Annotated in this window: 12 protein-coding genes and 1 tRNA gene; 5 read left to right on the top strand and 8 right to left on the bottom strand. The window is 61.4% G+C overall.

Features of this window, described 5'->3' with window-relative positions:
* Nucleotides 1–74: 74 nt before the first annotated feature.
* Nucleotides 75–1,001: a LysR family transcriptional regulator gene (locus AB4074_RS11450; protein ID WP_441413479.1), complete on the bottom strand. Its 927-nt coding sequence runs from the start codon at nt 999–1,001 to the stop codon at nt 75–77.
* A 100-nt stretch (nt 1,002–1,101) separates the two neighbouring features.
* On the opposite strand from AB4074_RS11450, the gene AB4074_RS11455 reads away from it, so the two are divergent.
* From AB4074_RS11455 to AB4074_RS11465, 3 genes are all read left to right on the top strand, one after another.
* Entirely contained in the window at nt 1,102–2,172 is a 1,071-nt protein-coding gene (locus AB4074_RS11455) for an MBL fold metallo-hydrolase (protein WP_441413480.1), read from the top strand.
* The gene (locus AB4074_RS11460; protein ID WP_441413481.1) at nt 2,169–3,506 is read left to right on the top strand and encodes an MFS transporter; all 1,338 of its coding nucleotides are present in this window, start codon (nt 2,169–2,171) and stop codon (nt 3,504–3,506) included. The genes AB4074_RS11455 and AB4074_RS11460 overlap by 4 nt, the downstream gene beginning before the upstream one ends.
* Nucleotides 3,507–3,926: 420 nt before the next feature.
* Complete coding sequence (locus AB4074_RS11465) at nt 3,927–4,427, top strand: MarR family winged helix-turn-helix transcriptional regulator (RefSeq protein WP_441413482.1); 501 nt, start codon at nt 3,927–3,929, stop codon at nt 4,425–4,427.
* Nucleotides 4,428–4,839: 412 nt separating this feature from the next.
* Here AB4074_RS11465 and AB4074_RS11470 read toward each other — a convergent pair whose 3' ends face one another.
* The 5 genes from AB4074_RS11470 to AB4074_RS11490 all read right to left on the bottom strand — a co-directional run bounded on the left by AB4074_RS11470 (nt 4,840) and on the right by AB4074_RS11490 (nt 10,330).
* A complete protein-coding gene (locus tag AB4074_RS11470) occupies nt 4,840–6,171 on the bottom strand; it encodes an MFS transporter (RefSeq protein ID WP_441413483.1) in 1,332 nt (443 codons plus the stop codon).
* Between the two features lie 151 nt (nt 6,172–6,322).
* Nucleotides 6,323–7,912 carry an acyl-CoA synthetase gene (locus tag AB4074_RS11475; RefSeq protein WP_441413484.1) on the bottom strand — a complete coding sequence of 530 codons (1,590 nt, stop codon included), beginning with the start codon at nt 7,910–7,912 and terminating at the stop codon, nt 6,323–6,325.
* 83 nt (nt 7,913–7,995) lie between these two features.
* Nucleotides 7,996–8,451, bottom strand: a complete 456-nt coding sequence (locus AB4074_RS11480; protein WP_441413485.1) for a MaoC family dehydratase — start codon at nt 8,449–8,451, stop codon at nt 7,996–7,998.
* 40 nt (nt 8,452–8,491) lie between these two features.
* A complete protein-coding gene (locus AB4074_RS11485) occupies nt 8,492–9,388 on the bottom strand; it encodes an amidohydrolase family protein (RefSeq protein ID WP_441413486.1) in 897 nt (298 codons plus the stop codon).
* 6 nt (nt 9,389–9,394) lie between these two features.
* Nucleotides 9,395–10,330: an SDR family NAD(P)-dependent oxidoreductase gene (locus AB4074_RS11490; protein ID WP_441413487.1), complete on the bottom strand. Its 936-nt coding sequence runs from the start codon at nt 10,328–10,330 to the stop codon at nt 9,395–9,397.
* A gap of 224 nt (nt 10,331–10,554) precedes the next feature.
* Here AB4074_RS11490 and AB4074_RS11495 point away from each other — a divergent pair, with 224 nt between their 5' ends.
* Together AB4074_RS11495 and AB4074_RS11500 are read left to right on the top strand one after the other, a co-directional pair.
* Nucleotides 10,555–11,877, top strand: a complete 1,323-nt coding sequence (locus AB4074_RS11495) for an MFS transporter (protein ID WP_441413488.1) — start codon at nt 10,555–10,557, stop codon at nt 11,875–11,877.
* Nucleotides 11,878–11,911: 34 nt separating this feature from the next.
* Nucleotides 11,912–12,700: an alpha/beta hydrolase gene (locus tag AB4074_RS11500; protein WP_441413489.1), complete on the top strand. Its 789-nt coding sequence runs from the start codon at nt 11,912–11,914 to the stop codon at nt 12,698–12,700.
* 123 nt (nt 12,701–12,823) lie between these two features.
* On the opposite strand, the gene AB4074_RS11505 is transcribed toward AB4074_RS11500, so the two are convergent.
* Nucleotides 12,824–12,899, bottom strand: a tRNA-Ala gene (locus AB4074_RS11505).
* Nucleotides 12,900–13,041: 142 nt separating this feature from the next.
* On the bottom strand, nt 13,042–13,440 hold the full coding sequence (gene rsfS / locus AB4074_RS11510) for a ribosome silencing factor (protein ID WP_059389355.1): 399 nt from the start codon (nt 13,438–13,440) through the stop codon (nt 13,042–13,044).
* Nucleotides 13,441–13,476: the final 36 nt, after the last annotated feature.

Consider the following 13,476-nt stretch of genomic DNA (forward strand, 5'->3'; position numbering starts at 1 on the left):
AGGTGGGCCACTGCAGAGTGAACGACGACGACGGCAGCTGGTGCCGCCGTCGTCGTCGTTAATCCACAAGGTACTTAGTCCCCTGCGGGGAGCGGGCTTCCGCCCACATGGTGGTCCAGGTGCCGGGCGCAATGCGTGATCAGTTCCTGAGAGAGTCCGGATAGCCTGACGCTCCGGGGATACGCGACCAGCAGCGAATTGGTGCCGGTCTCCTGTTCGACGGGCAGGTACTTCAGCGGGCGGTTCTCGTGGCTCTCGGACACGCCTTCCATCAACAGTGAGTAAGCGAGGTTGCGGCCCACAATGGCGCGGATGGTGTTGACGTTGGAGCTGCGGTAGGCGACGTTGGGTTCTACCCCGAAGCGGCGCAGCATGGCCTCGTTCAGGTAGGAAGCCGGCTCCACGTTCAGCAGCGCGGCCGGGTAGGAGGCCAGATCACGGAGGTCAATGGATTCCCGGTCCGCCAGCGGATGATCGGGCGATAGTGCCACCAGGAACTCGCGCCTGCACAGGATGACGGCCTCAACCTCGGGGTGCCGTTGGACTTCATAGATGAAGCAGACGTCGATCTGGCCGCGCAGCATCTTCTCCTGAATCTCCGGGCCAGAGCCCTCCACGAATTCCAGGGTCACGTTGGGGTGCTTGCGGGCGAAGAACTCGGCTACCTCCGGCAGGATCAGCATGGACAGAGTGGTAAAGCAGCCCACGGTGAAGGTGCCAGCGTACCCCTCGGTGCCGGCATCCAGGGCCGCGATCAGGTGCTGGGTTTCGCTGATGATGGCGCGGGCGCGGGTGGCTACGATGCTGCCCGCCGGCGTGAGGTACACGCCCTTGGACTTGCGCCGGATGGCCAACTGCACGCCCAGAGCGGACTCCAGTTCCTTAAGAGCGATGCTGATGCCGGCCTGGGAAACATGGCACTTGAGAGCGGCCTGGGTAATGGACTGAGACTCCGCCACAGCCACGAAATACTGGAGTTGCCGCAACGTCATTTCCTTCATAAGGAAATCATAGGTTATGAGCTAATTGTATTTGTTTTACATCTAATGAGACGTGGACCACTCTTGTGAAGTGATCAGATGCAGCACACAAAGGAGTGGGATGAACGCCTCGGAAGCACGGCTCGGGCCGCACGTAGTGACGTTGGGCACCGCCGGAGGGCCCCGCTGGTGGAACTCACCCGGGGGATCCCAGCGCAGCGGCATCAGCACGGCGGTTGTAGTTCAGGGCCGGGTCTACCTGGTGGACTGCGGCCAAGGAACAGGCCGGCAACTCAAGAACGCCGGATTCGAAATGGACCAGGTGCGCGGCCTTTTTATCACCCACATGCACTCGGACCACACGGTTGACCTGGCCTCCATGATTCTTTTCAGCCAGTTCGAGCGCAAGAAGCCGACCCTTGGGCCGATCGCCGTCTACGGACCTGGGCCGCGCGGGAAGCTCCCCCCTCTTTCCGCTCGTGCCACGTCCGTACCCGAGGCGGTGGCGCCGGCCAACCCGGGTCCCGGCATCGAGCAGCTGTTCGAAGCGCTGTCTACCGCATACGCCACGGACATCAACGACCGTATCTTTGATTCCCTCACCCGGCCGCCGTCCACGCACTTCGACGTCCACGACATCGTGATTCCCGAGGGAACCGACTTTGACCCCAACGACAACGTCTGCCCGGACATGGAGCCGTTCACCATCTTCAAGGATGACCATGTAGAAGTCACCGCCATCCTGGTGTCCCACCACCCCACAGCTCCGGCCTTTGCTTTCCGCTTCGACACTGCGGAGGGTTCAGTGACTATCTCCGGGGACACCGCGCCGTGCCGGAACCTGGTCCGGATCGCCAAGGGCACCGACCTGCTCATGCACGAAGCGATCGATCTGGAGATCATCGCCGCGCAGTACACGGACCAGGCCCTCATGAACGCCACCATGGACCACCACCGCCGCGCCCACACCACGGCACGGCAGGCCGGTGAACTCGCCACCCAGGCCGGGGCCGGTTCACTGGTGCTCCACCACCTGGTACCCGCCTTCGCCCCTGCCGAATCATGGCTCAAGGCGCAGGAGACCTTCACCGGCCAGCTCTTCGTACCGGAAGACCTCGAAACCATTTCCTTCGCCTCAATCCCGCGCACTACCTCCGACACCGCCGTCGAAACCGTAAAGGCAATCTCATGACCAACAGCAACATCCAGAACTTGCCGGCCGCACCGTCACCGGCGCCACCCGGTGGCAGATCCGGGGTAGATCCCCGCGAAATGCGCAAGATCCTCACCTCCAGCTTCCTGGGCACAGCGATCGAGTACTACGACTTCATCCTCTACGCCACGGCAGCGAGCCTGGTGTTCAGCAAGGTGTTCTTCACCGGCGTAGACCAGGGCGTGGGGCTCATGCTTTCCTTCACCACCCTGGCCGCCGGGTACGTGGCCCGTCCACTGGGAGGCCTCATCTTCGGCCACCTCGGCGACAAGCTGGGCCGCAAAGCCATGCTGGTCGTCACCGTGGTGATGATCGGCGTGGCGAGCGTGCTGATCGGCCTACTTCCCACCACAGCCCAGATCGGCGTCGCCGCGCCGATCCTGCTGGTGATTCTCCGCATCATGCAGGGCATCGCCGTGGGCGGCGAATGGGGCGGTGCCATGCTCCTCGCCTTCGAGCACTCCAGGAAAAAGAGCCGCGGCTTCGCCGCCTCCTTCGCGTACATGGGAGCCCCTGCCGGAACCATTATCGCCACCCTTGTATTGAGCGCCATGTCCACCCTGCCAAAGGAAGACTTCCTGGCCTGGGGCTGGCGCCTGCCGTTCCTCTTCAGCGCCGTCTTGGTAGTGGTGGGCCTGATCATCCGACTCAAGGTTTCCGAGTCCCCCGTCTTCAAAGAGGTCGCCAAAACCAAACCGGTCAAGGTCCCCGCTGCCGAGGTCATCACCAAGCACCCCCGCAGTTTCTTCATCTCCGTCTTCGCAGGCATCGCCGGCCAGGCCGCACAGGGCCTCATGGGCGCTTGGGCCATCTCCTACGCCGTGGAACAGGCCACCCTCGCACAGACCTCGGTGCTGAACGTCAAGGCACTCGCCGGCGTGGCCACCATTGCCATGATCATCTTCGCCGCCCGCCTCAGCGACAGGATCGGCCGTAAGAAGGTGATGCTCGGCGGCACCATCGCCGCCATGGTCCTGGCTTTCCCCATCATGTGGCTGATCGAGGCCGGGTCCGTCTGGGGCTTCTTCCTGGCCCTCATCCTGGGCCTGAGCGTCATCCAGGGCCTCACCGCCGGCCCATACGGTGCCTTCGCCGCCGAGCTATATCCCGCCAACATCCGCTACACGGGAACGTCCCTCGGCTACCAACTGGCCAGCACGCTGGGTGCCGGCTTCACCCCCCTGATCGCCACCGGCCTCGTGATCGCTGCCGGCGGCTCCTTGTGGATGGTGGCTATCGCGTGGATCGGGTTCTCTGCGCTCAGCGCCCTAGCCCTGATCTTCGCCAGGGAAGGAAAAGACAGGAACCTGTAGATGATCAAGGGACTCCCCCACAGCCTGGTCCGACCGTAGATTACGAAAAGCTCACACGCAGGTCGGAACCGGTGGCGGTTCCCACCTGCGTGTGAGCGGACGTGCGTGCCCCGTTCTCAGTAACGAGAACGTCCCCGCCCCCTTATCCGGTAGCCGAGATACCCACGTTCAGCAGGGAGACTGATCCCTGGATCCGTACCTCGCTGGCCCTGACGGCCGGAGGTATCGGTGTCGAAGCCTTCACCCCGGACATCTTCCTGCCCGAAATCCGTATGACCGTCGCCGTGTCATTGCTGCTCATCCGGAGGGATTCACATGAGGAAACAGATCATCCTAAATGAAACTATTCTGCTTATCAGTCTCGGGGTATCGTTGGGAAAGTCATGTTTGGTGGCTCCCGACGAAAGGCATGCTGGACCAGTGACCGGAGTAAATACAGAGATCGTCGAGAACCGGTTCGGGCGTTCAGTAGCCGGGCCGGCCGACGGTTTGCTCGCCAGCCCCCTTGTCAATGAAACCGAGTTCCTGGCGGCACGGACACTGAGCATCGGAACCGCACGGGCCAACGCAATGCTGGCGCCTTTGGAGTTGAAGGTGCGGTCCTACTCGGTCCTGGCCCTCGCTTGCACGCCCAACCCGCCGTCCCAGCGTGAGCTGGCCGACTTCCTATGCCTGGCGCCGAGCCAGATCGTCACGCTGGTGGACGGCTTGGAACTCCGAGGCCTTGTGGAAAGACTCAACGACCAGAGCGACCGGCGCTCCAGAGCCATCCGTGCAACCGGATCGGGCAGGAGGCTTTACAAGCGCGCGTCCGAAACCGTTCGAAAAGCCGAGGATATCTCGCTCCGGGAACTGAGTGCGGAAGAACGCGAGCAACTCCGCAGCCTCCTTCGACGAACTGCATTCACTCCCACGGACTAACGGACCATCTTTTGGAAGTGACGAATAGAACGGCAATTGGCCGGTCGCTCGGGACGGAGCCGGTCGCCGGCGCAGAGGTGAGGCCCGGGAAGCGGTCGCGGCGGCACAAGTCCAGGCTCGATCCCGCGGCGGATCGGTCATTCGATGTGCGGGCGCTGAGCCTGTATTAGCTGTCGCACCCCTACCCCCACGATCGGACGCGGCCGCTGGCAATGCGCTGCCTGTTCTTCGCCTTGTCTTTGGCGAGAATATCCCGGCGTGATCCATTTTCGCGCCAGCGGATGCAAGATACTAACGAGCGGTATCCGGACCTACATCGAAGCCGTGGATATCAAATTTCGCGCCTGCTTCGCAGTTGGTGATCAGTGAGCCTGATCCACACCTGATCCACCTGTCACGAATAGCGGAACGTCTAGCGCCCTTTTGTGGCCCGCACGGCAGCATTCTTTTCCGCACCCGCAACGTTCCATGCCTCTTGACGACGAAGCACCTGTCCCAGGGCAATGCAGCAAAGAGCGGACAGGAGCAGCGGGACGGCAAACACGTAGAAAATGGTGACGGGCGGCATGCCGGCTGCGATGAGATATCCCACCAGGATGGGCGCGGCAATGGAGATCAGACGCCCGACGCCGATCATCCAACCGAATCCCGAAGCCCGCGCCCTTGCCGAATACAACGGAGGCACAATCGTGTAGTAGCCGGCCACTCCTGCGTTGGTGAGCATGCCGACGATGGCAGCCAGAGCCAACGCAAGTCCCGTAGTACCGAAGGAACTGGCGAAGCCGACATAGGCGATGCCGGCAAGAACGAGGCAGAGGGTGTTCAGGAGGCGGCTGTTGATCCAAGTCGAAAGAATCCCGAATCCAAGGGCGCCCACAATGCCGCCCGTGCTGATAAGGATGCCGGCCGTTACTCCGATCTGGTTGTTGCCTGCGGCCTCGGCCATGATCTTCGGTGTCCACGTATTGGCGAAATAAAACGCTGCGATGAGGAACGCATAGCCGATCCACATGAGGACCGTTCGGCTCAACATCTTCGGCCCGAACACCTCCTTGAACACACTTCCCGATACTTGTTTCGAAGAAGCGGCCGGAGGGAGCGCCGTAAGAAGGGGACGGCCCATTCTGCCGAGAATCCTGTTGATCTGGGGAAGCGAGCTGGCAGCGCCCTTCTCGGCCAGATATTCCAGGGATTCGGGAAGGAGGAACCAGCTGGCAACCAGCATGGCCACGCTGATGACGGCACCGAAAGCAAAGGCGGCCCGCCAGCCGTATCCGGCGATCAACGCCGCGGCGATGACACCGCCAATCGCGCCGCCGATCGGATAGCCGGCGGAGAAGATTCCCATGGCCAGGCCACGCCGCCGGTCTGAAGAGTACTCGGACACAATGACGCTGAGATTGGCGATCATGCCGCCAATCCCCAGACCGGTGAAGACCCTGCAGGCGATCAGCTGGGGGACGTCCGCCGCCAACACGGACAGGGTCATACCTACCGAAATGATGGACAGCGCCACCAAGGTCAGGTTCCGGCGGCCAATCTTGTCTGCGAGTGGTGTCAGGAAAATGGAGCCTGCCGACATGCCGAACAACCCGGCACTGAGGAGGTATCCCAGCTCGATGGGCGGGACCTTCCATTCTGCCGAGAGGGCTGGGGCTGTGAATGACATGACCAGCACGTCGAAGCCGTCGATCATGATCAGGATCAGGCAGATCGAGACAGTCACGATCTGAAAGCGACTCATTGGTGAGTTTTTGATCTCATCCTTAATATCCAAGGCAATCCTTTCGTAGGGATACTTCGTCGTATCGTGCGCTCCAGCGAACGAAAGGCATCGCCGATAGGACAGCAAGACGGGTCCCTGCCTTCATTTCGTCCACGGCCATGTCTTGTCCTTAAGAGCCGTCATCTTCGACGGCACGGAATGGGTGATGGGGCCCGGCTCCCCGACTTTCCGTGTACCGCTCACGCAACGCCGCTTTGCGGATCTTTCCACTGGCTGTCCGCGGCAATTCGTCCACGATCACTACAGACTTGGGGATCTTGTAGCGGGCTACCCGGCCGTCCAGGTGTGCCCGGACGTCGTCTTCGGTGACATTGAATCCCTCGCGCACGGTAATGACGGCCCGCGGGACCTCGCCCCACTTCTCGTCCGGGATGCCGACGACGGCAACACCGCTTACCCCTTCGAGCTCGATGATGATCTGTTCCACTTCGGCCGGATAGATATTCTCCCCGCCGGAGATGATCATGTCCTTGAGCCGATCCGAGACGTAGACGAAACCTTCGTCGTCGGCGTATCCGATGTCTCCGGAGCGGAACCATACTCCGTCGACAAAACTGCTCTCTGTAGACTCCGGCCGGCGCCAGTATTCGCGGATGACGTTGGGGCCCTTGATCTGGATCTCCCCAACAGCATGGGGTTCCTGAACGGCGCCTAGCGGATCAACGATACGGACATCGGTGAAGAAATGCGGCAGACCCACCGAACCCATTTTGTCCCGGCTCCGTTCCGCGTGCATGCTGGTGGCGCCCGGAGCGGTTTCGGTCATGCCGTAGCCGCCCGAGAAGGACAGCCCGCGGTTCTCGTAGGCTTCCATCACGCGGACCGGAACCGCAGAACCGCCGCAGGTGAGCTTCTTCAATGAACTGATATCGGTGGATGCCCACCCCTCGTGCTCAGCCAGCATTTGAAAGGTCGTCGGGACACCGCTGATCATGGTGGCACCGTACTTTTCAATCAGGGACAGTGCACGGTCCGGGATAAACCCCGGTTCAAGCAGAACCGTTCCGCCTTTGAGCAGCACCGGCAGGACGGCCATGCCCAGGGAGGCAACATGGAACATGGGTGAGATGACCAGCGCCACGTCCGTGCTGAGCACGTCATAGTCCACCAGCACGTTGTAGGAATTCCAGGTGATGTTGCCGTGGGTCAGCACGGCACCCTTGGGACGCCCCGTGGTGCCCGAGGTGTAGAGGATCATGGCGGTGTCGTCCAAGGTGATCGGGACGTCAATACGGTCAGCGGAAGCAGCTGCCAGCGTCCCCGAGTAATCTTCCGCGCCTGCCCCGACCGGCACTGATTCCGCATCCCGGACAATAAGACGATACCCAACGTCCGTGTCAATGCTGCCCGCGAAGGCCAGCGCTTCAAAGCCCTCGGCGTTGATTAGGACCACCGATCCCGAGTCCTGCAGTGCGAATTGGATTTCCGGTGGAGCGAGCCTGGTGTTCAATGGTACGAAAATGGCCCCGAGTGTGCCCGCGGCGAAAAAAGTCTCCAGGAACGAGGGATGGTTTTCGCCGAGATAGGCCACGCGGTCGCCTCGCTGTACGCCGCGGGAACGCAACGCATTGGCCAGCCGGTCTGCCCGCTCGGCCAGCTCATCGTAACTGGTGGCGGAGCCGCAGAAGATCAATGCGGTTTTAGCGGCGGATTTGTGCCTGCGTCGTTGCAGCCACGAACCCACACCTTGATTGTCCATATGAACCGGGCCTTCCTGTGATTGGAGCGATGATCGACGGCTCCACCGGCGGCGTTGCCGGCGCATCCGCCGTCGAACGCTCGCTAGGCGTAAAAGCGGTAGAGGGAGTGTGCGACGACGGCTGGCTTGGTGCCGTCTTCAACCTCGATGATCTGGTCTACGCCGATCTGAACGCCCCCGGCGATTTCCCTAACACCTGCGATGGTTGCGCCCATGCGAATCCTTGAGCCCACTTTTACCGGGGACGGGAAGCGGACCTTTTCCAACCCATAGTTGACCTTGGTCTTCACACCCGTCACGTCCAGCAGTTCCGTCCAGAACGGGATGGCCAGGGAGAGGGTGAGGAAGCCGTGCGCGATAGGCGCCCCAAAGGGGCCGTCCTTGGCCTTTTCCGGATCCGTGTGGATCCACTGGTGGTCGCCTGTGGCGTCGGCGAAAGTGTTGATCTGCTCCTGGGTGATCTCGATGTAATCGGTATGGCCCAGGTCATGGCCTTCCATACCGGCCAGTTCTTCAAAAGTTACAGTTGTGGTGCTCATAATGCTCCTTGAGTGTTAGGGGTGGCCGGCTACGGGCCGGTCATGACGATGCTTGGTTGTCCAGCCGGAGCAGCCGCACAGCGTTGTCCTTGAGGATCTTGGGCCGAATCTCGTCCTTGATGGTGAGGGCAGCGAAGTCGTTCATCCAGCGGTCCGGCGTGATCAAGGGGAAATCGGAACCGAACAACACTTTGTTTTGCAGGACTGAGTTAGCCTGCTGGACTAGCTTCTCCGGGAAGTACTTCGGCGACCATCCGGAAAGGTCGATCCACACATTTGCTTTATGCGTGGCTACGGCAATGGCCTCGTCCTGCCATGGCACCGAAGGGTGCGCCATGATGATCTGCAATTCCGGAAAGTCCGCCGCCACGGCGTCAAGCAGCATCGGATTGGACAGACCCAGCTTGAAGCCGAATCCGCCCGAAAACCCGGAACCGATACCTGTCTGGCCTGTGTGGAAAAGGGCCGGAAGTCCCAGCGATTGTAGGAGGTCCCACAGTGGGTAGAACTGCTGCTCGGAAGGATCGAAGTTCTGTACCGTTGGATGGAACTTGAAGCCCCTGACGCCGTAGTCCCCTGCTAGCAGCCGAGCCCTTTCAAGGGCTTGCGTGCTGGTGGTGGGATCCACGGAACCGAACGGAATCAGCACATCGTTATTGCGGGCAGCGCCCACTGCGATTTCTTCACTGCTGTTGGGCAAATGGTTCAACGCGCGGCGGGCGTCAACGGTGAAGACGACGGCGGCCATCTTCCGTTCGCGGTAGATCTCCGCGATGTCGTCCAAACCGGGTCGGGGGCCGTCCGTCTTGAAGTACTTGCTTGCCGCGTCAACGAGTTCCGGTGGCAGGGCGTGGTGCCCGTGGTCGTCCACCTCCACATGCACGTGCATGTCAATCGCCGTGAGCGAAGCAAGGTCCAAAGCCGATACGTAGCTCATGGCGCTTTACTTAGCCGGTGCCGGTTCGGGACGCAACTCTGCGGGCAACTCTGGGAAGGTCTCGCCGACGCTCTGGAGCCTATCTCCGAAGAGGCGGTCAAACGAGGAGACGAGCTTCTCAGAGCTCCAGCCGCCGTCGTGGTATTCGGTGGCTACGGCTTCGGGGTGGGACCAGAGCTGCAAACGGTCACCGCCCACACCGATCGCCTGCCCGGTGATCTTCGCAGCCGCGCTGCTGGCGAGGAATGCCACCAGCCCTGCGACGTCGGCTGCTGTGCCAAAACCGAGATCCTTCCGGAAAAAGTCCGGCATCGCTTCGCCACGGGCAGAAGCCTGGACAGCCCTTTCGAAGAAGGGAATGGTTTCCGTCATCGCGGTGGCTGCCACGGGGATCACCACGTTGGCGGTCACATTGGATCGCTTCATTTCAAGGGCCCAAGTACGCACCATACCTACAATTCCCGCCTTGGCAGCGGCGTAGTTAGTTTGGCCGAAGTTGCCGCGCTGCCCGGTCGGAGACCCGATGGCAATGATGCGCCCGGCCACACCGTTTTCGTTGAAATAGCCGAAAGCCTCACGGACGCAGGTAAAGGTGCCGCGCAGGTGAACATTGATGACCAGGTCAAAGTCTTCATCGGTCATCTTCAGCAGAGACTTGTCCCGCAGCACACCCGCGTTGGTCACCAGAATGTCCAAGCGTCCGAAAGTCCCGACGGCAGCGCTCACCAACTCTTTGGCGGTCGCCGTAGAGCCCACCGCCCCCGCGACGGCAACAGCCTTGCCGCCCGCAGCGACAATACTTGCCACTGCTTCGTCCGCAACGGCTTCGTCAACATCATTGATCACCACGGCAGCGCCCTGCCGCGCAAGCTCTTGGGCATATGCCAAACCCAATCCCCTGCCACTACCAGTGACGATTGCAACTTTTCCTTCGAGGATCATCTGTCTCCTTGGGGTTCTGCGGTGCACGGCGATTCTGTACACGTCCGTCGCGCACCAGATTGACCTCAATGACAACCCATATAGTTCAGAATGTCAATCATTCGAAATATAATTATTCTGATCTTGACGGTTGCAGAATCGATGTAGCACGATGGCTGGGCGCCGACACAGGCCGACCAGTTCGTTCTGTGCGTACGGCAATCCGACTACAAAGGGGTATTCGCATGTCCAAGTCAGACAAAGGTAGGCCAGCACCGAATGCATGGTGGGTCGGTATCGTCTGCGGCCTGGCAACATTCGTGGACACCGGCATCACGACCGGGATTCCGATCGCGCTGGTGCTGTTCCAGGCCCTCAAACCCGACATGCCGGGCCTCACCCCAAACGACGTCGGTCTGCTCACCGGTGCGCTCACTGCAGGCGTGGCGATCGGATCGCTGGTGGGCGGCAGGTTGGGCGACCGCTGGGGCCGCCGCACGGTTTTTATAGCCACCATGGCCCTCACCGCCGTCGGCGCCGCCATCCCTCTCCTCGACGCGACCTTTCCGACCCTCCTCATCGGCGTCATCCTGATCGGAATCGGCGTGGGGGCGGATCTCCCGGTCGCGCTGGCAACGATCTCCGAGGCGGCGACGGACCGCAATCGCGGCAAGATCCTGGTTTTCTCCAACCTGCTGGGCGGTTTCGGCATCCTCCTCGCTGTGCTGCTGGCCATCAATTTCGGTGCCACCGGCCCCACAGGCGGACTGGTCATCTTCGGTACCTTCGCGGCGGTGGCCCTTGGTGTACTCCTGCTGCGTCTGACGATTCCTGAATCCGCGGTCTGGCTCGCCGCGCGGAACGAGCGCCGCGCTGGAATCCACACTGTTCGTGCGGAGCTTGTCCGTCTGCGCGACTTCGGGCAGGCCCCGTATCGTCGTCCGTTCTTGACCCTGATCGGCTATTACATGCTTGCCGCGATGGCCACCAGCGTCGCGGGAAGCTTCGGCACCTTCGTCGCGGTCAACGTCACAGGCGCCTCGATCGCGGAGTACAACTCGTGGACCACTCTTGCGATGCCCGCCGCAATCGTCGCTGCGATCTGGTTCATGGCCGTTGTGGACACGAAACTTCGGATGTCCTATTACGTGGCGGGTTCCATTGGAGTTGTCGTCGCGAACCTGCTTCCCGTCGTCTTCGGATTCAGCCTTCCCATGCTCATCGTCAGCACGGTGGCCACAGTGTTCTTCAGCGCGTTCTGCTTCGAGACGATCATGAAGGTCTGGACCCAGGAATCGTTTCCGACAATGCTGCGGGCAACGGCGCAAGGAACTGTCTACGCCATCTCCCGGTTCGCGACCGCAGGTCTGAACATCGTCACGCCGACGCTCGTCTTGCTTAACCCGAGCGCACTCTACCTCGGCGTATCAGTCCTCGCAGCAACAGGGTTCTTCATCGGCTGGCTCGGTTTCCGCCGGAACGCCCGTAACGAATTCGACCTTGAGTCGGCGCTTGTCTCGCCGGAAGTGGAACCCGAACCCGACACCCCCAAATCCGTCAACGCATGAACACAGCGCGACCATCCATTCCGAGGGAGCAATCGTGACCGTGATTCGGCCGTTTCAGACCACCGTAGACGGGCTCCGCCTGCGCGGCACCCACTACTCACCATCGCCACACCAGCGGGGCCCGACCGCAGCGCTCTTCCACGGCTTCGGCAACTCGCGAGTAGAAACAACATGCATGTTCGTCACCCTCGCACGCCGACTCGTCGCCAATGGCATCGGAGTGATCGCCTACGATCGCGCCGGCCACGGTGAGAGTGACGGAGAGTTCTTCGACACCTCCGTCTCTCTGGATGTCCGTCAGGCGCACCACGTCCTGGCGGCGATCACGGACCTGGACACAGTGGATGCAGGCAATCTGCACCTCGTCGGCATGAGTCTGGGATCGGTCATCGCATCCGTGGTCGCGGCGGAGTCCTCACTGCCGCTTCGCTCACTGACGATGTGGTCGACGGCAGCCGTGTTCGCGGACGAGATCCGGAGTGGGTTCCTCCAGGGACGATCACTAGGAACCTTGGAGTCTAAGGGGTATTTCGACTTCCTCGGCATGCGGATGGGGCCTGCGCTGCGCGACGACGCGGAGTCGTTCGATGTCTACGGTCGCGCATCCGCCTACGCGGGACCGGTTCGCCTCATACACGGCACCGCGGACTTCGTTCCATTGTCCTACGCTGAGCGCTACCTCCAGGTCTATGGTGACAAAGCAGAGCTGATCGTCGTGCAAGGCGCCGACCACGGCTGGGCGCAGCTGCCGCAACGTGAGCTGGCGATCTCCCACACCCTGGACTTCATCAGCCAACAAGCGGCGCGGATCGCTGGCGAATGACGGCCGCACCGAACTTTGTCATGGTTAGAAAACGAAAGAGCCACCCCAGCGGGGTGGCCCTTTAGACATCTAAAAAAGTAGGCCTTGCTCGGAACCACGTCCACGTTCCAGGCAAGGCCTCTATGGTGGAGCTGAGGGGACTCGAACCCCTGACCCCCTGCATGCCATGCAGGTGCGCTACCAGCTGCGCCACAGCCCCATATTCTTGCTGCTTTATGAACTCCGCAAGGGCTTGAAACCCTTCCTCGGTTTCGGATTCCTCCGAAGCAACTCAAATATCTTAGAACAGCATTTCCGAAAATTCCAAATCGGGCATATTCAGTTGGTTTGCGGCTTGGCGCCTAGGATTCCTCGACGGCGGGAGCCTTCGCCGAGGCGTCGTCACCGAGTTCCAGATCCACTACCGGGCAGTCTTTCCACAGGCGTTCCAGGGCGTAGAAGACCCTGTCCTCGGAGTGCTGGACGTGCACCACGATGTCGGCGTAGTCCAACAGGACCCAGCGGCCTTCGGAACGTCCTTCGCGGCGGACCGGGCGCAGATCCTGCTTGAGCAGCTCTTCCTCGATGCCGTCGACGATGGCATTGACCTGGCGTTCGGTCGGAGCCGAGGCGATCAGGAAGACGTCGGTCAGGGCCAGACGTTCGCTGACGTCCAAGGCGATGATGTCCTCGGCCAGCTTGTCCGCTGCCGCGCGGGCGGCGTGGCGGGCCAAGAGGACGGATTGTTCATGTGCAGTCACGGGACTCCTTGTATGCGGCTTCGAGAATAGACGAAG

Source organism: Arthrobacter sp. 2MCAF14 (assembly GCF_052115645.1).
GTDB lineage: Bacteria > Actinomycetota > Actinomycetes > Actinomycetales > Micrococcaceae > Arthrobacter.